This is a genomic window from Luteibacter sp. dw_328, from assembly GCF_018449605.1.
In the GTDB taxonomy this organism is placed as follows: domain Bacteria; phylum Pseudomonadota; class Gammaproteobacteria; order Xanthomonadales; family Rhodanobacteraceae; genus Luteibacter.
In genome coordinates, this window is the sequence record NZ_JAAVUW010000001.1 from 1,006,001 (window position 1) to 1,024,976 (window position 18,976).

The following is an 18,976-nucleotide window of genomic DNA, read 5'->3' on the forward strand; positions in this document are numbered from 1 at the left end:
GTTATCTCCGGTAAACCACGCCGACGAAGAATTCGGTCTCGCGGTAGCTCTGGCCGACCGCATCGCTGTTACGACGCTCGCGCGCCACCGAGGCGTGCCAGCTCCAGTGACGGTTCCACTGCTGGCCGAGGTCCAGGCCCAGGCGTACCGTGTTGTCCTTGCGATCGAACGAGTCGTATTTGGTTTTTTCGTACGTACCGAAGCCGGTGAGGGTCAGCGTCGGCCTCAGGCGATAACCCACGCCGGCGCTGACACCCTTTTCCGTCTGGTCGAAGGTGTTGTCGGAGAGGTAGCGAAGCTGGCTGTACGACGGCGAGACCGTCACGCTCAGGCGCGGCTGCTGCCAGACCCAGCTCGCCTCGAGGCGCTTTTCCTTGTAGACCTCCGAACCGATGACGGCACTGCCCGTACCGATACCCGTGGCGGCACCGCGGCCGAGGCCGCCAGTATTGGCAAAGGGGTCGATCGCTTCGGTGCGGTCCGCGGTGGACCCGTTGGCTGCCAGCAGCCCGGGTGTCGTGATGATGTCTTGCGCCGCGTCCGCGTACTGATAGGTCCCGGCCACGCTCAGCGAGTTCTGCACCGTCGGCTGCCAGCCGATCTGCAAGCGCACCAGCGGGGACGTCGCATCGCGTCCCTGGTCGAAGTTCAGGCGTGTTCCGCCAATCAGGACATCCGCATCGAAATGCGCCAGCGTGCTCGTATAGCGTAGGTAGGCCTCTTTCCGGTCGTAGTTCGCGCTACTGGGCTGCTTGTCGAAGTCGACCCTCTGGAATTCGAGATTGCCGGACAGTGTGTCGGTAGGATTGAGGTCACGGTACACACGAAATGCGGCCAGAGCGCGCGACGAATCGAACTCGTTCACCTTGGACGCGTAGCTGTCGATGTAGCGCAACTCGACCTGCCCGCGCGCCGCATCGCCGAAGCGCATGCGCAGCGTGGGTCCGACGACGACCACGTTGGTCTGCTGTTGGTTACCGGGGGAATCGGCAGCCAGCTGGTCCACCGGCTGCACGCCGGCATAGTCTTCCAACGAGAAGTCGAGGCGCTCGGGAATCGCGGTCCAGTTGGCCTGGGCGGCCAGCTGGGTCTGTGTCTGCGAGTCGAAGTCGTTCTCCAGGTACTTGCGGTATTCCAGCGTGCCGGCCACGTTCGCCTGGAAGGTGGAACCCAATTGGGTGTACTGGAACGTCGCGCCCGGCGTGAAGACGTTCTCACTTATCGGCTGGTCGGACGACAACGCGATGTTGTTGCTGTGCTCGAGTCCTGCATAGAGCGTGTAATCGAAGGTACCCGCGAGCGCCATGGTGGGTGCCGACGCGAGCCCGATCACAATCGCACGGGCGAGCCTTGTCGATGCCGGCATGTTCCCTCCCTTAGCCCCTGTGTGCGTGGAACGCCTGCCGGTCGTTCCACGCGAGCGTCGTCCTTACGGCGACTGATTGAAAACCACGCCCGCGAGCTTGGCGGGATCGAAATTGGCGACGGCCTGGTTGATCGAGGCCGGCGTGTCGCGTCCGTATCCGGCAACGATGACGACAAAGTCGGCGAGGTCCGCCAGAATGCGTGCATCCGGCGAGCCCTTGACCGGTGGTCCGTCAAGGAAGAGGTAGCGATCCGGATAGCGGCAACGCAGCGAATCGAGCACTGCGCGCATGCGGAAGGAAGAGAAATACTCGCCACTGTTCTCGCGTGATTTCCCCGCTGGGATCAGGCGCAGGCGAGGCACGCCCGTGTGGTACATGATCGACGCGATGCCGCGCGAGGGATGCTCGAGGAAATCGATGAGCCCCCCGGTCCGTGGTTCGACGCCCAGCGCCTTGTGCTGATTCGGATAGCGCAGGTTGCAGTCCACCAGCAGGCTGGTCTTGGCCTCGTCGAAGGCGAATGCCGCCGCCAGGTTACGGGTGACGAAGCTGCCTCCCGAACGCGGACTGACGGCGACCACCAGCGTGATGAAGTTGCTCTCGCCCGCCATCTCGAGCAGGCGCGTGCGGATGCCGCGAAAGGCATCCGATTGCTGGCGTACCGATTCCTCTCGATGAATCAGCCGCTTGCGCTCGCAATCGATGGGCGCCAGCGCGCCGGCTTCTTCGCGCATCCGCGCGATGGAGTGGCTGGGCATGGCATGCCCGTCGCCGTGATGGGCGTCGTCATGATGATCGGCGAGCATATCGCTGAATTCCGTGTTGTCCGCGGCCAGTTTGTTCATGGTCAGCCCTTCATCCTCATCCAGAACAGCAGCAGGTACACCGCGCCGACACCGGCGACGATCAGAGCCAATGCCATGTTGTGCAGGTGGTCACGCCGGCGGTCGCGCGGCGTCGGATAGAACGGGATCGAAGCGAGCACAGGGAAGCCCGTGGCACGCTCGAGCTGACCGACCGAGCGCACCCGGGGATCGAAGCGGGCGACCGCGAAGAGCAGGCCGAAGGGAATCACAAGGGACAGCGCGAGGCCGGCCAGGCCGAAGTGCATGAAGCGGAGGCCGGAGGGCACCAGCGGCATCACCGCAGGGTTCTGTACCAGGAAGGTCAGGCCACGCTGCTCGGCGTCGAGATTCATCGACACGCGTGCGTTCTCGCGACGCTTCAGCAGATCCTGGTAGACATCGCGATTGACGTTGTAGTCGCGGGTGAGTTCGGCGATGACATTCTCCGAACTGGCGATGCGCTTGCTGCGTTCGAGCTCGGTCTGCAACATGGCCTCGCTCGCGCCTGCGCGTGCCGCACTGGCGGCAGCGTCACCGCGCACGGCAGACAGCTGCAGGCGCATCTGCTGGTAGACCGGGTTCATCGTGGTCGAATGGTCAATCGGCATCGGTCCGCCGGCCGCGCGCTGCGCGTCGGCCGTCTGGGCCTGCTTGCGCACGTCCTCGATCTGATGGCGCAGGCGAATCACATCCGGGTAATCCTCGGTGTAGTTGAGCAGCAACTTGTCCAGCTGGCCCTGCAGATCGCCGAGCTGCGTGGTGTAGATGCCGCCGACCGTCTGCACCGCATTGACTTCGGATTCGCCATTGATCTGTGCGGCGAGCGACGCGGCCTGCGACTGCTTCTGCATGTAATCCATGCGATTGTTTTCGATCTGCATGCGCAGCTGGCTGATGCGCGAATTGGTGTCCACGTCGTTGCCCGGCCGTGCATCGGCATTGGCGTCGCGATAGGCCTTGAGCTTGCCTTCGGCGTCGGTCAGCTTGGCGCGATACGCCTCGACCTGGCTGTTGATGAACTCGTACGCTTCGCGGCTTTCGCGCTGCTTGGAGGCCAGGCTCTCGCTGATGAACAACTGGCCGAACGCACGGGTCACCTCGAACGCGCGCTTCGGGTCCGAGTCGAAATAGGTGATGGTGATCAGGTTTTCGCGGTTGTTGATGATCTTGGTGCGACCCTTGATACCCTCGATGATCTTGTCGCGATCCAGCGCGGACGGGCTGTTTGCCAGCCAGCCTCCGCTGCGCAGCACCTCGTCGAGCACGCGGCGGCTGAAGATCACGTCGCGGGCGATGCCGGCACGATTCTTGTTGCCGGTGGCCGAGGCCGCGCCTTCCATCAACGGCGTGATGATGCTGCTTTCCTCGGCGAGGATGGTCGTCGACGCTTCGTACTTTTTCGGCCAGACCATGCCGACGCCAAGGGCGAGCAGCGCGATGACCGCGAAGATCACGCCCATCGTCACACGGCGCCTGCGTGCTTCACCGATCAATGCGGGCAGGATGCCCGTGAAAGGAACAAGTTCCCCGCTCATCACATACCCCTGTCAGAAAGCGCGCTGCGGTACCGTAATCACGTCGCCGGGCTGTACCGGGTAGTTGTTGCTCAGATCCCCTTGCTGAAGAATTTTCTGCAGCTGGACCGCATAAGCCTGGGTCGCGCCGCCCGAGCTGCGCCGATAGAGTTCGGTGCGATCGGGCGCGGCAAACTCGGTCGTCCCGCCAGCGGCGAGCACGGCATCGAGCACGGTCATGCCCTGCCGGTAGGGAATGGAAATGGGACTGCGCACCGCACCGGTGACGCGAACGCGCGAGAGGTATTCGTGACTGCGCAATGCCGTAAGGATCACGGCCACCTGCGGGTCGCGGATGTACTGAGCCAGCTTCTGCTGGATCTCCGCCCCTACCTGGTCGGTCGTGCGCCCACCGGCGGCGACATCGCCCACCAGCGGTACGGTGACCTTCCCGTCCGGTCTCACCGGAACGCTGACACTGAGGTCCGGGTTATGCCAGACCGTGACCTGTAACTGGTCGTCGACACCGATCAGATACGACTCGACCGCCGGATTGGCGGCGTCCATCTTCGGTGGTGCCGAGGTGATTCCGCCTGTCGCGCATGCCGTCAACATGACGGTGGCAAACACTGTGGCGACGCGATTCCAACGCTTCATGATGACACCTGCCCCTGTGACTTCGCTCGGTCGGTATCGTCGTGTCGATAGGGGTCCACGTCCATTCCAACAGCCCGCCTATGCCATTCGACCGACGCGCCGAACCTTGCGAAGTGCGCCATGCTTGTCGCCCCGCGAAACGAGGAGGACCAGGTTTGTCGGAAGCCGTGGACATCGTCGGGCGACTGACCCATCCCGCAGTCCAGGGGCTGCTTCTGGCCCTGCTCTCGACGGCACTGGTCCTGTGGCGGCGGCCTCGCACGGCGGCGTTGGCGGCGGCGCTCGCCCTGGCCTGGATCTGGATCGCGTCCACGCCCGTACTGGCGCTGCACCTGCGTGACGGACTGGCCACCGTCCCGGGATCCTCCACACCGCACGCCGACGCGATCGTCGTGTTGGGCGGCGGCAAATTGCCGGTGGCCGACTGGTCGCGCACGACGACGCGCGCCGGTCGCGGGCTGACCTTATGGCGTGACGGCTTTGCGCCCCTGCTGCTGGTCTCCGGCAGCGATCAGGCCGACGACCTCGCGCGGGGATTTACCCTGTCCGGGGTTCCCGGAGGCGACCTGCGTGTGGAAAGCCGCAGCGTCAACACGCACGAAAACGCGCTAAATTCGGCCGCCATGCTCAAGGCAGATGGCCTGTCAGATGTGCTGTTGGTGACGTCGGCCATCCACATGCGCCGGGCGGCCGGATGTTTCCGGCACGAGGGCATCGTCGTGACTCCCGTACCCGCGGAGGACGGCCACGGGAAGCTGGTCGTCGCGCCCGGCTGGTTGCCGCGCCGCGACGCGCTGACCCTGACTGCCCGCTGCCTCCGCGAGTATCTGGCCCTCTGGTTCTATCACCGCCGCGGCTGGATGTGACCGGAAACTGGCCCGCTGACGCGGGATCGCCGATGAATCGGCTCCTGCAACGACGTGGGCGGCGTCAGAGAGCGGCGACGATACCGAGCTGTTTCAGCACCACCTGCTCCCACACCCCGTCCAGGTCGCCGTCCGCCAGCATGTCGTAGGCATTGCGGCCGGAGAACGCCCGCTGCGGCATGACCAGCCAGCGGGCCGCGCGGTGGCGATCGCCCACGCAAGAAACGACCAGCTGGGCCAGCGGTGGGTGGCGGGTTTCCAGGGCGTCCAGGGCCTGCTCGATCACAGCCTCGCGGGCGTCGTGCAGACGCGTCAGCTCCGAGGCCAGCTCGGCATAGGTAGGTGCTTTCATCGACATGGCGCGGTTCCCCGGAGGCTTTGGGGGAACGCTAGCGTCGCTGGCCCGCGGCACGCTTGTACGCCTATGAGGCGACTTCTAGGGATCGCCGGTTTCGATCTGCAGGGAGGTCTTGCCGTCGCGACGGACAAGCCCAGGACCGAACTGAACGACTTTCGCGTCCTTCAGCACAACGGTGTAGTCCTGATGGGAGAACGAAAAGCGGCCCGGTCGACGGTCGATCCAGCTCATCACTTCGAAACCGATCATGTTCCGGTCCGAATCGGGCGGGCCGAGATGGTCGACAACCTCGTTTCGTGGCGTGCCGACTTCCAGTCGGGCAATCTTCGAGGACATCCCCGCGCAACCGGCCAGGCCGGCCGTCAGCAGAGCCACGGCGATCGCTCGTTTCATCCTCACTCCCGTCAAGGTGCGGCACCCGCCGGATGGTAGCGCACTGACGCAAAAGCGTGCGACTCATCCGCCTGGCATGACCTGCTTTTCAGCGCACCGTCGAGGGAGGCGCCGGCATCACCGACGGCGACGCCGCCTGGCCGACGGGCTTGCCATGGGGATCCAGCACGTGACCTTGCGCGTCCACGGCGTGCGTATTGGCATTCTGCACGCGGCGGGTGACGCCCGGATTACCCGGCTGCACGGGACTCAGCCCGCGTTCGGTGGCGCCTGCGTCGGAAGCGGGTTGAACAGGCATCGAGGCCGGGTTGGCCTGCCCCGGACTCGGCGCGGCGGCAGGATTCGCTCCTGGCGTCGCGGTGGGCACGGACGCCGGATTCGGCGTCGTCTGGCCGATCGCCGTCGACGACAGGAGCAACAACGCCAGCAGGCGGGAGGGGTGTAAGGGCATCGCAGGCTCCGGATGCATCGCGGGAACGACGCTTGCGTCAGCCACGCTAGTCCGGCGCATGTGAAGCCTTCGCGTCCCTGCTAGGCTCTTCCGATCCCATCCCGGAGACACCCGATGCTGCTTGCCCTCGCTTTTGCCCTTGCCACTGATAGCGGTTTCGACGCGCGTGTCCAGGCCGCCAAGGCATTGGAGAAGAATCCGGAGGGCAAGGCCTGGCAAGGCGCTTTGTGGGACAAGATAGGCAACCCGGCCACGGACGCGCTGAAGGACTGCATCGCCAGCAACAGCCCCGCGGACAAGACGCCATTCACCATTGTCGCGACGATCGACGCCAAGGGCCGCTCCAGCGACGTGGCGGTCCAGCCGGAAACGCCGGTGGCGAAGTGCTTCACCGGCCAGTTTGCCGTCTGGACCCTGCCGCCACCGCCGAAGAAGCCGGCGCCCTATCCGTTCGAGATCGACGTCTCGATGGGACAGTAAGTCAGTTCAGTTCGTCCGGATGCGGGCCCATGCGGTTGCCCGCATCCAGTCCGTCGATCGCCTTCATCTCATCGGCTGACAGTTCGAAATCGAACACGTCGATGTTGGCCTTGATGCGTTCGGGCGTGACGGATTTCGGGATCACCATGTGCCCGAGCTGTACATGCCAGCGAATCACCACCTGTGCCGGCGTCTTGCCGTGCTTCTTGCCGATGGCGACAAGGGCATCGTTCTTCAGCAGGTCGCCGCCCTGCCCCAAGGGGCTCCAGGATTCGGTGATGATTTTCAGCTTCGTATTGGCAGCGACGACATCGCGCTGCGCGAAGTCCGGATGCAGTTCGATCTGGTTGACCACCGGTACCACGCCGGTTTCCGTCACCAGGCGTTCGAGATGCACTGGCTGGAAATTGGACACGCCGATCGAGCGGATGCGACCTTCGTCACGCAGGCGAATGAAGGCCTTCCAGGTGTCGACATAAAGGTCGCGTTTCGGCGTCGGCCAGTGGATCAGGTACATGTCGACGTAGTCGGTACCCAGCTTGTTCAGGCTGCTATCGAAGGCCTTTAGCGTACGGTCGAAACCCTGCTCGGCGTTCCACAGCTTGGTCGTAAGGAAGATGTCGCCACGCGCGACCCCGGATCGCTCGATGCCCTGGCGCACGCCGGCTTCATTCTTGTAGATCGCCGCGGTATCCAGAGAGCGGTAGCCAGCCGCCAGGGCGCTGGCGACGGCATCGGCTGTTTCGCCATCGGGAATCTGGAATACACCGAAGCCCAGTTGCGGGGCCTTGTTGCCATCGTTGAGGTCGAGGACCGGAACTGAAGAAGTCATGCCTTTGTCTCCTGCGGGGAACCGCCAACAATGATGCCGGACGACCCCGCATTCAACGCGTGATGGCTCAGTCGCCGCGCGCCGCGTAGTGCGTCTCGACGTAGTTGTCGAGGATGCCGACGAACTCGTCGGCGATGTTGTCACCACGCAGTGTCATGGCTTTTTCACCGTCGATGAACACGGGCGCGGAAGGTGCTTCGCCGTTACCCGGCAACGAAATGCCGATGTTCGCATGCTTGGACTCGCCGGGTCCGTTGACGATGCAGCCCATCACCGCGAGAGTGAGGTTCTCCACACCGTCGTACTTCACGCGCCACACCGGCATCTGCTCGCGCACATGTTCCTGCACAGTCTTGGCCAGCTCCTGGAAGAATTCGCTCGTGGTGCGACCGCACCCCGGGCACGCGGTGACCAGCGGCGTGAAGGCGCGCAGGCCCATCGTCTGCAGCAACTCCTGGGCGACAATGACTTCGGCCGTGCGCGACTGCCCCGGTTCGGGCGTGAGCGAAATGCGGATGGTGTCGCCGATACCTTCCTGCAGCAGCACGCCGAGTGCCGCGCTGGAGGCGGTGATGCCCTTCGAGCCCATACCCGCTTCGGTCAGGCCCAGGTGCAGGGCGTAGTCGGCACGACGGGCGAGATCGCGATACACCGCGATCAGCTCCTGCACGCCCGAGACCTTGCACGAAAGGATGATGCGGTTGCGCGCAAGGCCGAGGTCTTCCGCACGCGCGGCGGAATCCAGCGCGGAACGGATCAACGCTTCGCGAGCTACATGGCCTGCGTCCCACGGGTCGGCACGGCGGGCGTTCTCGTCCATCAGGGCAGCGACCATGGACTGGTCCAGCGAGCCCCAGTTGGCGCCGATACGCACGGGCTTGTCGTAGCGAATCGCCATCTCGATGATCGAGGCGAACTGCGCATCTTTCTTCTTGCCGAAGCCGACGTTGCCCGGATTGATACGGTACTTGGCGAGTGCCTCGGCACAGGCCGGCTCGCCTTCCAGCAACTGGTGGCCGTTGTAGTGGAAGTCGCCGATCAGCGGGACGGAGACGCCCATCATGTCCAGGCGTTCACGGATGCGCGGCACGGCGGCAGCAGCGGCAGGCGTATTCACCGTAATGCGGACCATCTCCGAGCCCGCGCGGGCCAGTTCGGCCACCTGCTTCGCCGTGGAGACGGGATCTTCGGTGTCCGTGTTCGTCATGGACTGGACGACGATCGGTGCGCGGCCGCCTACTTGCACGCGGTCGACGATCACGCCCGTGCTCTGGCGGCGGGCAGCGGCTTCCGCGGGACGGGGGCGGCTAGGGAGGTCTTCGGTCATAGCCCTGCATTTTAGCGCATTGGTATGACCGCCCGCAGACCGGAGCTCCCAGGCCGCTGTAGGAGCCGATTCATCGGCGAATGGGTGCTCGCGGCAACCGGGCCCGCTGCCGCGGGATCGCCGATAAATCGGCTCCCACACGAAGCTTCGCCGCCTAAGCGGCTCCTGCACACGCTGGCCCGATACACTGCCTGCATGAACGTACGCCACCGCAGCACCGGATTTTCCAACCGCCTTTTCGCCGAGCAGGCCCTGAGCCGCAGCGCCGGCGCGCCGCTGATCGGCGGCAACGCCGTTGAGCTGTTGATCGACGCGAGGGCCCATTTCGATGCCTGGCTCGCCGCCATCACGGCGGCGAGGCGCCACGTATTCGTCGAGAACTACATCATCCGCGACGACAGCATCGGGCAAGCCTTCCGCGCCGCGCTCGTTGAGCGTGCTCGCGCCGGGGTTTTCGTGGCCGTGATCGGCGACTGGGTCGGCTGCCTCGGCCAGTCGCGCGCGTCGTTCTGGAACGAACTCCGCGCCGCGGGCGGCCACGTGCGCATTTACAACCCACCCAGGCTCGGCAGCTCGTTCGGCTGGGTCAGCCGCGACCACCGCAAGGTGCTCACCGTGGATGGCGAGGTCGGCTTCCTGTCCGGCGTCTGCCTGAGCGAGAAGTGGCTGGGCGATCCGGCGCGCAATGTGTCGCCCTGGCGCGATACCGGCGTGATGATCCACGGCCCGGCGGTCGCGGAAATCGAACACGCCTTCGCCGACAGCTGGCAGCAGGCCGGCGAGCCGCTACCCGACGATGAACGCCTGCGGCCCACAGCGGACAGCAAGGACGCCGGTGAGGTCTCGCTACGGCTCATCGCGACCCAACCGAGCACCGCCGGCATGTATCGCCTCGACCAGATGGTCGCCGCCATGGCGCGCAAGACCCTCTGGCTCACCGATGCCTATTTCGTGGGGGTTGCACCGTACGTGCAGGCCCTCGCCGCCGCCGCACGCGATGGCGTGGACGTGCGTCTCCTTGTACCGGGCACCAGCGACATCCCCATGGTCGCCGGGATGTCGCGCTCCGGCTACCGCCCGTTGTTGAAGGCCGGTATCCGCGTGTTCGAATGGAACGGTTCGATGCTGCACGCGAAGACGGCCGTCGCCGACGGGCGCTGGGCGCGCGTGGGCTCGTCCAATCTCAATATCGCCAGCTGGCTGAGCAACCGTGAAATCGACGTAGCGATCGAGGACAACGGATTTGCCGGAAAGCTCGAGGCGCAGTACGAAGCGGACCTCGAGAACGCCACGGAAATCCTCCTGCGTGGCCGCCGGCGCCGCTCCGGCAACGAGCGCATGCGTAGCCGCTCGCCCCGTCCGCCGCGGCCACGCCATACGGGGGGCAGCTCCAGCCGTGCCGCCGCCGGTGCGTTGCGCCTGGCTAACACGGTAGGCGCGGCCCTGACCGAGCATCGCGTGCTGGGAGATACAGAAACCGGGCCGCTCATCGCCGGCGCTATCTCGGCCACCGTGCTCACGGTCATCGCGATCTTTTGGCCAGCAGTGATCGCCTGGCCGCTCGCGTTGATCGGCGCGTGGTTCGCGGTGAACCTGTCGGTAAGCTGGTGGAAGCTGCGCCAGAAGCGCAAGCGCTCACCGCCCGACCCCGGCACAGGCTCGGGCTTGGGCTCCTTGTAGGAGCCGATTCATCGGCGAACGGGTGCTTGCGTCAAACTGGCCCGCTGCCGCGGGATCGCCGATGAATCGGCTCCTACAAAGGAATGCTCGTCAGCTACGCGGTTTGAAATGCAGCGGTTGCGCTTCCGTTTTCACCGTCGGCGTCGGGCCGCAGCTGCCGCATGAGCCGCAACCATCGCCGCAACTGCCGGTCGCCGCGGTGGGCTGCAAGCGGCGACCGAGCGAACGCAACGCCGCCGAGCGGCCTTCGTGATTGAGGCTGGCCGAGATTCGCGCCATCGCGCGCGTGGAGGTCTTTGGCAAAAGCTTGCGGAAAGCCACATACGTCGCCACTGCAACGACCAGCGCGATGATCACGCCCTGGACGATGTCGAACGTGCTCATGAAAGCGCCCTCGCAATCTGGTAGGTGGCGAGCGAGGCGAGATAGGCCAGGCCAAACAGATAGCCGGCAGCCACCGCGACGTTACGCCAGGAATTGGTTTCGCGGCGGATGACCGCCAGTGTGGACATGCACTGCGGCGCGAACACGTACCACGCGAGCAGCGACAGCGCGGTGGCCAGTGACCACTGGTGTGAAATCAGCGGCCCGAGCTGCGAGGCCACCGCATCGTCGCTGCCTGACATCGCATAGACCGTACCGAGCGCGGCGACCGCCACTTCGCGCGCGGCGAGACCGGGCACCAGCGCGACGCAGATCTGCCAGTTGAAGCCGATTGGCGCAAAGACATACTCGAGCAGGCGGCCGAGCCGGCCGGCAATGCTGTAATCGATCGCAGGCTGCGTCGCGCCTTCCGGGGCACCCGGGAACGTGGACAGGAACCATAGCAACACGGTCAGCGCGAGGATGATGCCGCCGACGCGCTTGAGGAAGATCAGCGCGCGCTCCCACAGACCCAGCGCGATATCGCGCACGTTGGGCAGGCGGTACGAGGGCAGCTCCATGATCAGCGCGTGCTCGCTCTTGTCCTTGCGCAGGCGCTTCATCACGAAGGCCACGCCAAGCGCACTGAAGATGCCCGCGAAATACAGGGCGAACAGCACGACGCCCTGCAGGTTGAATACGCCCCACACCGCACGATCGGGAATGAAGGCGGCAATCAACAGCGTGTACACGGGAAGGCGCGCCGAGCACGTCATCAGCGGTGCGACGAGGATCGTGGTGAGGCGGTCGCGTGGATCCTGGATGCTGCGCGTGGCCATGATGCCGGGGATCGCGCAGGCGAAGCTCGAGAGCAAGGGGATGAACGCCCTGCCCGTCAGGCCCACGCGAAACATCATCTTGTCGAGCAGGAATGCGGCGCGCGGCAGGTAGCCGGATTCTTCGAGCACGAGGATGAACAGGAAGAGGATCAGGATCTGCGGCAGGAAGACGAGCACGGCGCCGAGGCCGGCGAACACGCCGTCGTTGAGCAGGCTGTGCAGCGCGCTGTCACCGGGAAGGAACCCTGTCACCCAGGCGCCGAGGCCGGTGATACCGGCCTGGATACCGTCCATCACCGGTTGCGCCCACGAGAACACCGCCTGGAAGATGAAGAACATCAGCGTGGCGAGGATCAACAGGCCGAACACCGGATGCAACGCCCAGCGATCGATGGCGTCGTCGATGGCCGCGGTATCACGCGGCAACGTCACCGTCTCGGCCAGGATCGAACGCACCTCAGCATGCAGCTGTTCGATGCTGGCGTTGTCGAAGGCAGTAGGAACGATCGTGGGGATGGAGGCGTCGATACGCTCGATCAGCGCCTGAGCGCCGCCACGCTTGATCGCAATGGTCTCGACCACGGGCACGCCGAGACGGCGCGAAAGCCCTTCGACATCGATGACCATGCCGCGACGACGCGCGGCGTCCATCATGTTGAGCGCGAGCACGACCGGGCGACCGAGACGACGCACTTCGAGCACGAAGCGCAGGTGCAGGCGGAGGTTGGTCGCGTCTGCCACGCAAACGATCAGATCCGGCGCGGCTTCGCCCGGATAACGACCGTGGCAGACGTCGCGGGTGATCGCTTCGTCGGGGCTGGTCGCATCGAAACTGTAGGCACCCGGCAGGTCGAGCACGTGCAGCGTGCGTCCGGAGGGCGCGATGAAACGGCCTTCCTTGCGCTCGACGGTGACGCCGGCGTAGTTGGCAACCTTCTGGCGGCCGCCGGTGAGCTGGTTGAACAGAGCGGTCTTGCCGCAGTTCGGGTTGCCGACCAGGGCGATGCGCATGGACGCCGCGCTCATGCGATGCCGTCCACGGACACATCCACCCGAGCCGCTTCGGTCTTGCGCAGCGCGAACCGCGTCGAGCCGATCTGGATCAGGAGGGGATCGCCACCGAGCGGGCCTCGGGCGACCAGCCGGACCGGTTCGCCCGACACAAAGCCGAGATCGCGCAGGCGCTGGGCGATCGGATCGGCAGGGTGAGCATCTGTAACGGTCTGGACCACGGCATTTGCACCTTTCGGTGCTTCTGAGAGGCGCAACGGGGCATACTCAAATAAGAACTGTTCGCATTGTACGCCTGTCGCTATTGCCCTGCACAGAAGTAAGAAATCGCTGCCAGTCCCGCCTAGGCAACCCGTATGATCGCCGCCTACGCAAACCGGAGAGAACCCATGTCCGCCGTCCAATTGATCCGCGAGGGAACCCTCGCCCGTCTGGTCATGAATCGTCCCGAGGTCCATAACGCCTTCGACGACGTCCTCATTGCCGACCTGACGGCCGCGCTGGACGGGATCGAAGGCGACGACGGTATTCGGGCCGTGGTGCTTACGGGCGCAGGCGCCAGCTTCTCGGCGGGCGCCGACCTGAACTGGATGCGCGGCATGGCCTCGGCCAGCGAGGCGGACAACCGGGCCGACTCCCTGCGACTGGCCACCCTGATGCGCCGCCTTCAGTTTCTGAACAAGCCGACCGTGGCCCGGGTCAACGGCGCAGCTTTTGGCGGAGGCGTGGGCCTGATCGCCTGCTGCGACATCGCCATTGCCGCCGAGGGGGCGAAGTTCGCCCTTTCCGAGGTCAAGCTGGGCCTCGTGCCGGCCGTGATCTCGCCTTACGTCATCGCCGCCATCGGCCTTCGGCAGGCACGCCGTCTGTTCATCACCGGCGAGATTTTCGGCAGCGACGCGGCGCTGGCCATGGGCCTGGTTCACGAGACGGTCCCCGCCGAGGAACTCGACGCCGCGATCGACCGCGTCGTCGGCCTGCTCGGCAAGGGTGGCCCGATTGCCCAGAACGAGGCCAAGCACCTCGCCCTGGGCATGGGCGGCATGGACGTGGAGGACATGCAGGCGGTGGACGCGGCGAACGCCGCATTGATCGCGCAGCTGCGTGTGTCCGCCGAGGGTCAGGAAGGCCTCAGCGCCTTCCTCAGCAAGACCCAGCCGTCGTGGCTGCGTTGAGGCCTCAGCCGAGCACCTTGGGCAGGTCCTTGCCGATTTTCTCCGGCGTATCGGTCGGCGCGTAGCGCTCGACCACCTGCCCGTCGCGGTCGATCAGGAACTTGGTGAAGTTCCACTTGATCCCTTCGGTGCCGAGAAGCCCCTTCTTCTGCGCCTTCATCCAGCGGTACAGCGGGTGCGCGTTTTCGCCGTTGACCTCGATTTTCGAGAACATCGGGAAGCTCACGTCGTAGGTCAGCGAACAGAAATCGCGGATCTCGTTCTCGTCGCCCGGCTCCTGGTGACCGAACTGATCGCAGGGAAAGCCCAGCACTTCGAAGCCCTGGCCCGCATACTGTTTCTGCAATTCCTCCAGCCCCTTGTACTGCGGCGTGAAGCCGCACTTGGACGCGACATTCACCACCAGCAGGGCTTTGCCCCGGTACTCGGCGAGCGAACGTTCGTTGCCCTCGATGTCGCGGGCGGAAAAATCGTAGATGGCGGTCATGCGCGTCTCCGTACGTGGGTGGAATGCCCGGAGTCTACGCCCGCCGCGCCGGCCGTGGCGCGGCTTGGGCTACCATGAGCGCTTTCATCGCCTGCCGGAACCCCCGTGATCCGTTTCGCCGCCGCTTCCAAGTCCTACCGGGTGGACGGAGCACTCGTTCCCGCCCTCGAGCCCGTCGATCTGGTGATCGAACGCGGCGAAGTGTTCGGCATCATCGGACACTCCGGCGCCGGCAAGTCGACCATGCTGCGCCTGATCAACCTCCTCGAACGGCCTACCGCCGGGCGAATCTTCGTCGAGGGCAACGATGTCACCGATGCCACGGGCGGCGAGCTGCGCAGGCTCCGCGGCGGCATCGGCATGATCTTCCAGCACTTCAACCTGCTCTCCTCGCGCACGGTGGCCGACAACGTCGCCTTTCCGCTGCGGATTCAGGGCAATGTCTCCGACGGCGAGATCACCGCCCGGGTCGACGAACTGCTCGAGCTGGTCGGCCTGACCGCCCACGCACGGAAGTATCCCGCCCAGCTCTCCGGCGGCCAGAAGCAGCGCGTCGGCATCGCGCGGGCACTGGCCAGCCGGCCGTCCATCCTGCTCTGCGATGAAGCCACCAGCGCACTCGACCCGCAGACCACCGCGTCCGTCCTCGAACTGCTGGGGGATATCAACCGCCGCCTCGGCCTCACGATCGTGCTCATCACGCACGAGATGGACGTGATCCGCCGCGTGTGCGATCGCGTGGCCGTGCTCGATGCCGGCCGGGTCGTCGAAATGGGGGCCGTGGCCGATGTCTTCCTGCATCCGCAACACCCCACGACGCGCCGCTTCGTTGCCGAGGCCGACCATCGCGAAGGGCACGGCCCCGAATTCTCCGGCGTGGCCGGCCGCCTGTTCCGCCTCTCCTTCCGGGGTGAAGCCACCTACTCGCCCGTTCTTTCCAACGTGGTGCGCGACACCGGCGTGGAATACAACCTGCTCTCCGGGCGTGTCGATCGCATCAAGGACACCCCTTACGGCCAGCTCACCCTGGCCATGAACGGCGAACGTCTCGACGACGCACTCGCGCAGATCCGCAACGCCGGCGTCGATATCGAAGAGGTGGCCCGATGAGCCCCATGCAGACCCTGTTTCCCAATATCGACTGGGCCGAGATCGGCCAGGCGTGCATCGATACCCTGTTGATGCTCGGCGGCTCGCTGCTGTTCACCGTCGTACTCGGCCTGCCACTGGGCATCTGGCTGTTCCTTACGGCCCGTGGGCAGCTCCATGCGAAGCCGAAGCTCTATGGCGTGCTTTCGCTGGTCGTCAACGTGCTGCGCTCGGTGCCCTTCATCATCCTGATGATCCTGCTCATTCCCGTCACCAAGGCCATCACCGGCGTGAGCATCGGCATCCGCGGTGCCATCGTGCCGCTGGTGATCGGCGCGGCGCCGTTCCTTGCGCGCCTGGTCGAAACCGCGCTGCGCGAGGTGGATCGCGGGGTCATCGAGGCCAGCCAGGCCATGGGCGCGACCACGAGCCAGATCGTCACGCGGGTGCTCCTGCCCGAAGCCCGACCCGGTCTGATCGCTGGCGCGACGGTGACGGCCGTGGCCCTGGTCGGCTACACCGCCATGGGCGGCATCGTCGGCGCCGGCGGCCTGGGTGCACTGGCCTACCAGTATGGTTACAACGGATACAAACCCGACTACATGCTGGTGACCGTGGCCTTGCTGGTGGTTCTGGTGCAGATCCTGCAATCCCTCGGCGACCGCCTGGTCACCCGCTACAGCCGTCGCTGAACGGCGGCTGGGCCGGCTTTGCATCCGGCGGTATGGACGTCTATGCTGGCGCACCGCAACATAAGCCACGGACGCCTCCATGAAGAAGTATCTGCTCCCCCTCGCCGCCGCCCTCGCCGTGTTTGTCGCGGGCTGTTCGAACGGTGACGGCGGTGGCAAGGACGGCTCGGCCGAGGCCACGCTCACGGTCGCGGCCACGCCCGTGCCGCATGCCGAGATCCTCAAGGAGATCAAGCCGCTGCTCGCGAAGCAGGGCGTGAACCTCGAGATCAAGGTGTTCACCGACTACGTGCAGCCGAACATGCAGGTGGCGCAGAAGCAGATCGACGTCAACTTCTTCCAGACCGAGCCTTACCTCGACGCGTTCAACAAGGAACGCGGTACCAACCTGGTCAAGGTCGTCGGCGTGCATATCGAGCCGTTCGGTGCGTACTCGAAGAAATTCAAGTCGATCGACCAGCTGCCCGACGGCGCCAACGTGGTGATCCCGAACGATCCGAGCAACAACAGCCGCGCCCTTCTGTTGCTTGCCAAGCACGGCCTGATCACGCTGAAGAACCCGAACGATCGCCTGGCCACGCTGAAGGATGTCGCGACAAATCCCAAGAACCTCAAGTTCCGTGAGCTCGAGGCAGCCATGCTGCCGCGCGTGCTCGACGAAGTGGATCTGGCCCTGATCAACACCAACTACGCCCTCGCCGCTGGCATGAACCCGGTGAAGGACGCGCTTCTGATCGAAGACAAGGATTCGCCGTACGTGAACTTCCTCGTCTCGCGCCCGGACAACAAGGACGACCCGCGTGTTCAGAAGCTCGCCGCCGCCCTCACCTCGCCCGAGGTGAAGGCGTTCATCGAGAAGAACTACAACGGTGCGGTGCTGCCGGCGTTCTGAGCCGGTAGGCCGAACACCTTGCGCAGGTAGGACACGTACTCCGCATCGTCGCTCATGTTCTTCCCCGGCGAATCCGACAGCTTTGCCACGGGCTGGCCGTTGCAGCGGGTCATCTTGATCACGATGTTGAGGGGCGCGGGGCCGACGTCGTTGGTCAGGTTGGTGCCCACGCCGAAGGAAAGCTGGCAGCGCCCCTCGAAATGCGAGTAGAGGTCCATCACCCGCGGAACGTCCAGGCCGTCGCTGAAGACCAGGGTCTTCGAACGGGGATCCACACGGTTGTGTACGTAGTGCGCGAGCACGCGGTCGCCCCACACGAAGGGATCGCCCGAATCGTGGCGCGCACCGTCGAACAGCTTGCAGAAGTACATGTCGAAATCGCGCAGGAACGCATCCAGCCCGTAAACATCGGATAGCGCGATGCCAAGGTCGCCCCGGTACTCGCGAGCCCATGCCTCCAGCGCGGCTGTCTGCGAATCGCGCAAGCGCGGCCCCAACGACTGGAACGCCTGCAGGTACTCGTGGGCCATGCTGCCGATCGGCACCAGCCCCTGGCGCATCGCGAACCAGACATTGCTGGTACCGGCCAGGTGGGTACCCCACTCGGCTTTCATGATCTGCAAAGCCTCTTCGTGCCATGCGCGCGAGAAGCGTCGGCGCGTGCCGTAGTCCGCGATGCGGACGCGCTCGAAGCCCTTCGTATCGCGCAACAGGGCAATCTTCGCGCGCAAGCGCGCCCTGCCCTCGTCGAGATCGGCCTCGGGATGGTTCGCCGCGAAATACAGCTCGTTGACGATCGCGAGCAAGGGCACCTCGAACATGATCGTGTGCAGCCACGGCCCGACGATGACGATATCGATCTCGCCTTCGTGCTCCGTCGACGGCGAGATGGTCACGTAACGGGCATTGAGATGGAACAGGCCGAGGAAGTCGACGAAGTCGCTGTCGATGAAACGCAGCGTACGCAGGTAAGCGAGCTCTTCGTCAGCGAATCGCAGGGAGCACAGGTAGTCGAGCTCTTCGTGGATGCGTGTCACCAGCGGCACGAGGTCTACCCCCGGCGTACGGCAACGGAAGCGATATTCCACCTGCGCTGCGGGATACTGATGCAGCACCACCTGCATCATGGTGAACTTGTAGAGGTCGGTGTCGAGCAGCGACTGGATGATCATGCGGTAGCGCCTGTGAGTGCGATCTGCTTGTTTACCGCCTCGATGAACGGCTGTGTTCCTGGCCAGGCGGTAATGCGCCCGAGCTTCTTGCCGCGGTGGAACAGGAAGAAGGCGGGAATACCGTGCAGGCCGAAGCGCGTGCCCATCGTCGGATCGTCGTATACGTTGTCGTGCAGCCAGCGCACCTCCGGCCAGACGAAGCGCTCGCTGGTCAGCAGGATCTGTCGCTTGGCGATATCGCAGTTCGGGCAGTCGCGGCCCCAGAGAAAGAGGATGGCGATGCGGTTGTCGTCCACGGCCAGGTCGGCGTCGAGATCCGTGTTGACGACGCGCGTCATCGGGAAACGCTCGAAGAACTCGGGAACGGTGGTGTCGGCCATGGGTAAATCCGTGATCGGGTCGAAGCCCCGACATGGGGTCGCAAGGGCGATAATCCGAGGGTACCGCGACAATGACGCCACCACTGCTCCTGTAGGAGCCGATTCA

The 18,976-nt window shown here is 65.0% G+C and carries 22 protein-coding genes; 7 read left to right on the forward strand and 15 right to left on the reverse strand.

From position 1 onward, the window contains the following. Position 1 precedes the first annotated feature (1 nt). The 4 genes from HB634_RS04185 to HB634_RS04200 form a co-directional block, all read right to left on the reverse strand. On the reverse strand, positions 2 to 1,366 hold the full coding sequence (locus HB634_RS04185; protein WP_213947660.1) for an outer membrane beta-barrel protein: 1,365 nt from the start codon (positions 1,364 to 1,366) through the stop codon (positions 2 to 4). A gap of 63 nt (positions 1,367 to 1,429) precedes the next feature. Continuing rightward, positions 1,430 to 2,212 (reverse strand): polysaccharide biosynthesis protein, encoded by a 783-nt coding sequence (locus tag HB634_RS04190; protein ID WP_231873825.1) that lies wholly within the window; start codon positions 2,210 to 2,212, stop codon positions 1,430 to 1,432. Positions 2,213 to 2,214: 2 nt separating this feature from the next. Further along, on the reverse strand, positions 2,215 to 3,747 hold the full coding sequence (locus HB634_RS04195; protein WP_213947661.1) for an XrtA system polysaccharide chain length determinant: 1,533 nt from the start codon (positions 3,745 to 3,747) through the stop codon (positions 2,215 to 2,217). A gap of 12 nt (positions 3,748 to 3,759) precedes the next feature. After that, positions 3,760 to 4,383, reverse strand: a complete 624-nt coding sequence (locus tag HB634_RS04200) for an XrtA/PEP-CTERM system exopolysaccharide export protein (protein ID WP_063574205.1) — start codon at positions 4,381 to 4,383, stop codon at positions 3,760 to 3,762. Positions 4,384 to 4,538: 155 nt separating this feature from the next. On the opposite strand from HB634_RS04200, the gene HB634_RS04205 reads away from it, so the two are divergent. After that, a complete protein-coding gene (locus HB634_RS04205; protein ID WP_213947662.1) occupies positions 4,539 to 5,249 on the forward strand; it encodes a YdcF family protein in 711 nt (236 codons plus the stop codon). Between the two features lie 64 nt (positions 5,250 to 5,313). Here HB634_RS04205 and HB634_RS04210 read toward each other — a convergent pair whose 3' ends face one another. The 3 genes from HB634_RS04210 to HB634_RS04220 all read right to left on the reverse strand — a co-directional run bounded on the left by HB634_RS04210 (position 5,314) and on the right by HB634_RS04220 (position 6,451). Then, positions 5,314 to 5,607, reverse strand: a complete 294-nt coding sequence (locus HB634_RS04210; RefSeq protein ID WP_213947663.1) for an antitoxin Xre/MbcA/ParS toxin-binding domain-containing protein — start codon at positions 5,605 to 5,607, stop codon at positions 5,314 to 5,316. 78 nt (positions 5,608 to 5,685) lie between these two features. Beyond that, positions 5,686 to 6,000 carry a hypothetical protein gene (locus tag HB634_RS04215; RefSeq protein ID WP_213947664.1) on the reverse strand — a complete coding sequence of 105 codons (315 nt, stop codon included), beginning with the start codon at positions 5,998 to 6,000 and terminating at the stop codon, positions 5,686 to 5,688. Positions 6,001 to 6,088: 88 nt separating this feature from the next. Further along, on the reverse strand, positions 6,089 to 6,451 hold the full coding sequence (locus HB634_RS04220) for a hypothetical protein (RefSeq protein WP_213947665.1): 363 nt from the start codon (positions 6,449 to 6,451) through the stop codon (positions 6,089 to 6,091). A gap of 114 nt (positions 6,452 to 6,565) precedes the next feature. Here HB634_RS04220 and HB634_RS04225 point away from each other — a divergent pair, with 114 nt between their 5' ends. Then, the gene (locus tag HB634_RS04225; protein WP_063573547.1) at positions 6,566 to 6,931 is read left to right on the forward strand and encodes a hypothetical protein; all 366 of its coding nucleotides are present in this window, start codon (positions 6,566 to 6,568) and stop codon (positions 6,929 to 6,931) included. Between the two features lies 1 nt (position 6,932). On the opposite strand, the gene HB634_RS04230 is transcribed toward HB634_RS04225, so the two are convergent. Together HB634_RS04230 and ispG are read right to left on the reverse strand one after the other, a co-directional pair. Beyond that, entirely contained in the window at positions 6,933 to 7,763 is an 831-nt protein-coding gene (locus HB634_RS04230) for an aldo/keto reductase (protein ID WP_213947666.1), read from the reverse strand. Positions 7,764 to 7,830: 67 nt separating this feature from the next. Beyond that, on the reverse strand, positions 7,831 to 9,090 hold the full coding sequence (gene ispG / locus HB634_RS04235; protein ID WP_213947667.1) for a flavodoxin-dependent (E)-4-hydroxy-3-methylbut-2-enyl-diphosphate synthase: 1,260 nt from the start codon (positions 9,088 to 9,090) through the stop codon (positions 7,831 to 7,833). Between the two features lie 195 nt (positions 9,091 to 9,285). Between ispG and HB634_RS04240 the strand changes: the two genes are divergently transcribed. After that, positions 9,286 to 10,770: a phospholipase D-like domain-containing protein gene (locus HB634_RS04240; protein WP_213947668.1), complete on the forward strand. Its 1,485-nt coding sequence runs from the start codon at positions 9,286 to 9,288 to the stop codon at positions 10,768 to 10,770. Positions 10,771 to 10,860: 90 nt separating this feature from the next. Here HB634_RS04240 and HB634_RS04245 read toward each other — a convergent pair whose 3' ends face one another. Genes HB634_RS04245 through HB634_RS04255 form a run of 3 tightly spaced genes read right to left on the reverse strand, consistent with a single transcriptional unit; the run spans position 10,861 to position 13,240 of the window. Continuing rightward, entirely contained in the window at positions 10,861 to 11,154 is a 294-nt protein-coding gene (locus HB634_RS04245) for a DUF6587 family protein (RefSeq protein ID WP_213947669.1), read from the reverse strand. After that, entirely contained in the window at positions 11,151 to 12,998 is a 1,848-nt protein-coding gene (locus HB634_RS04250) for a ferrous iron transporter B (protein ID WP_063573240.1), read from the reverse strand. Before HB634_RS04250 ends, HB634_RS04245 begins: the two co-directional genes overlap by 4 nt. Then, a complete protein-coding gene (locus HB634_RS04255) occupies positions 12,995 to 13,240 on the reverse strand; it encodes a FeoA family protein (RefSeq protein ID WP_063573239.1) in 246 nt (81 codons plus the stop codon). Before HB634_RS04255 ends, HB634_RS04250 begins: the two co-directional genes overlap by 4 nt. A gap of 132 nt (positions 13,241 to 13,372) precedes the next feature. Between HB634_RS04255 and HB634_RS04260 the strand changes: the two genes are divergently transcribed. Continuing rightward, positions 13,373 to 14,158, forward strand: a complete 786-nt coding sequence (locus HB634_RS04260; RefSeq protein WP_213947670.1) for an enoyl-CoA hydratase-related protein — start codon at positions 13,373 to 13,375, stop codon at positions 14,156 to 14,158. 4 nt (positions 14,159 to 14,162) lie between these two features. On the opposite strand, the gene HB634_RS04265 is transcribed toward HB634_RS04260, so the two are convergent. After that, positions 14,163 to 14,645, reverse strand: a complete 483-nt coding sequence (locus tag HB634_RS04265) for a glutathione peroxidase (RefSeq protein ID WP_213947671.1) — start codon at positions 14,643 to 14,645, stop codon at positions 14,163 to 14,165. A 105-nt stretch (positions 14,646 to 14,750) separates the two neighbouring features. On the opposite strand from HB634_RS04265, the gene HB634_RS04270 reads away from it, so the two are divergent. The 3 genes from HB634_RS04270 (at position 14,751) to HB634_RS04280 (ending at position 17,318) form a co-directional block, all read left to right on the forward strand. Further along, positions 14,751 to 15,755 carry an ATP-binding cassette domain-containing protein gene (locus tag HB634_RS04270; protein ID WP_213947672.1) on the forward strand — a complete coding sequence of 335 codons (1,005 nt, stop codon included), beginning with the start codon at positions 14,751 to 14,753 and terminating at the stop codon, positions 15,753 to 15,755. Next, positions 15,752 to 16,426 (forward strand): methionine ABC transporter permease, encoded by a 675-nt coding sequence (locus HB634_RS04275; RefSeq protein ID WP_063573929.1) that lies wholly within the window; start codon positions 15,752 to 15,754, stop codon positions 16,424 to 16,426. The genes HB634_RS04270 and HB634_RS04275 overlap by 4 nt, the downstream gene beginning before the upstream one ends. Before the next feature lie 79 nt (positions 16,427 to 16,505). Further along, complete coding sequence (locus HB634_RS04280) at positions 16,506 to 17,318, forward strand: MetQ/NlpA family ABC transporter substrate-binding protein (RefSeq protein WP_213947673.1); 813 nt, start codon at positions 16,506 to 16,508, stop codon at positions 17,316 to 17,318. Here HB634_RS04280 and pncB read toward each other — a convergent pair. Both pncB and HB634_RS04290 read right to left on the reverse strand, forming a co-directional pair. After that, positions 17,288 to 18,490, reverse strand: a complete 1,203-nt coding sequence (pncB, locus tag HB634_RS04285; RefSeq protein WP_213947674.1) for a nicotinate phosphoribosyltransferase — start codon at positions 18,488 to 18,490, stop codon at positions 17,288 to 17,290. The genes HB634_RS04280 and pncB overlap by 31 nt on opposite strands. Further along, entirely contained in the window at positions 18,487 to 18,870 is a 384-nt protein-coding gene (locus HB634_RS04290; protein ID WP_213947675.1) for a thioredoxin family protein, read from the reverse strand. The genes pncB and HB634_RS04290 overlap by 4 nt, the downstream gene beginning before the upstream one ends. Between the last annotated feature and the right edge of the window lie 106 nt (positions 18,871 to 18,976).

Bases quoted from the DNA above. Each gene is read 5' to 3' on its own strand.
- pncB (WP_213947674.1), bottom strand. From the start codon at position 18,490: ATGATCATCCAGTCGCTGCTCGACACCGACCTCTACAAGTTCACCATG.
- HB634_RS04250 (WP_063573240.1), bottom strand. From the start codon at position 12,998: ATGAGCGCGGCGTCCATGCGCATCGCCCTGGTCGGCAACCCGAACTGC.
- HB634_RS04265 (WP_213947671.1), bottom strand. From the start codon at position 14,645: ATGACCGCCATCTACGATTTTTCCGCCCGCGACATCGAGGGCAACGAA.
- HB634_RS04215 (WP_213947664.1), bottom strand. From the start codon at position 6,000: ATGAAACGAGCGATCGCCGTGGCTCTGCTGACGGCCGGCCTGGCCGGT.
- HB634_RS04195 (WP_213947661.1), bottom strand. From the start codon at position 3,747: ATGAGCGGGGAACTTGTTCCTTTCACGGGCATCCTGCCCGCATTGATC.
- HB634_RS04245 (WP_213947669.1), bottom strand. From the start codon at position 11,154: ATGAGCACGTTCGACATCGTCCAGGGCGTGATCATCGCGCTGGTCGTT.
- ispG (WP_213947667.1), bottom strand. From the start codon at position 9,090: ATGACCGAAGACCTCCCTAGCCGCCCCCGTCCCGCGGAAGCCGCTGCC.
- HB634_RS04280 (WP_213947673.1), top strand. From the start codon at position 16,506: ATGAAGAAGTATCTGCTCCCCCTCGCCGCCGCCCTCGCCGTGTTTGTC.
- HB634_RS04290 (WP_213947675.1), bottom strand. From the start codon at position 18,870: ATGGCCGACACCACCGTTCCCGAGTTCTTCGAGCGTTTCCCGATGACG.
- HB634_RS04190 (WP_231873825.1), bottom strand. From the start codon at position 2,212: ATGAACAAACTGGCCGCGGACAACACGGAATTCAGCGATATGCTCGCC.
- HB634_RS04240 (WP_213947668.1), top strand. From the start codon at position 9,286: ATGAACGTACGCCACCGCAGCACCGGATTTTCCAACCGCCTTTTCGCC.
- HB634_RS04230 (WP_213947666.1), bottom strand. From the start codon at position 7,763: ATGACTTCTTCAGTTCCGGTCCTCGACCTCAACGATGGCAACAAGGCC.
- HB634_RS04185 (WP_213947660.1), bottom strand. From the start codon at position 1,366: ATGCCGGCATCGACAAGGCTCGCCCGTGCGATTGTGATCGGGCTCGCG.
- HB634_RS04225 (WP_063573547.1), top strand. From the start codon at position 6,566: ATGCTGCTTGCCCTCGCTTTTGCCCTTGCCACTGATAGCGGTTTCGAC.
- HB634_RS04220 (WP_213947665.1), bottom strand. From the start codon at position 6,451: ATGCCCTTACACCCCTCCCGCCTGCTGGCGTTGTTGCTCCTGTCGTCG.
- HB634_RS04200 (WP_063574205.1), bottom strand. From the start codon at position 4,383: ATGAAGCGTTGGAATCGCGTCGCCACAGTGTTTGCCACCGTCATGTTG.
- HB634_RS04210 (WP_213947663.1), bottom strand. From the start codon at position 5,607: ATGTCGATGAAAGCACCTACCTATGCCGAGCTGGCCTCGGAGCTGACG.
- HB634_RS04275 (WP_063573929.1), top strand. From the start codon at position 15,752: ATGAGCCCCATGCAGACCCTGTTTCCCAATATCGACTGGGCCGAGATC.
- HB634_RS04260 (WP_213947670.1), top strand. From the start codon at position 13,373: ATGTCCGCCGTCCAATTGATCCGCGAGGGAACCCTCGCCCGTCTGGTC.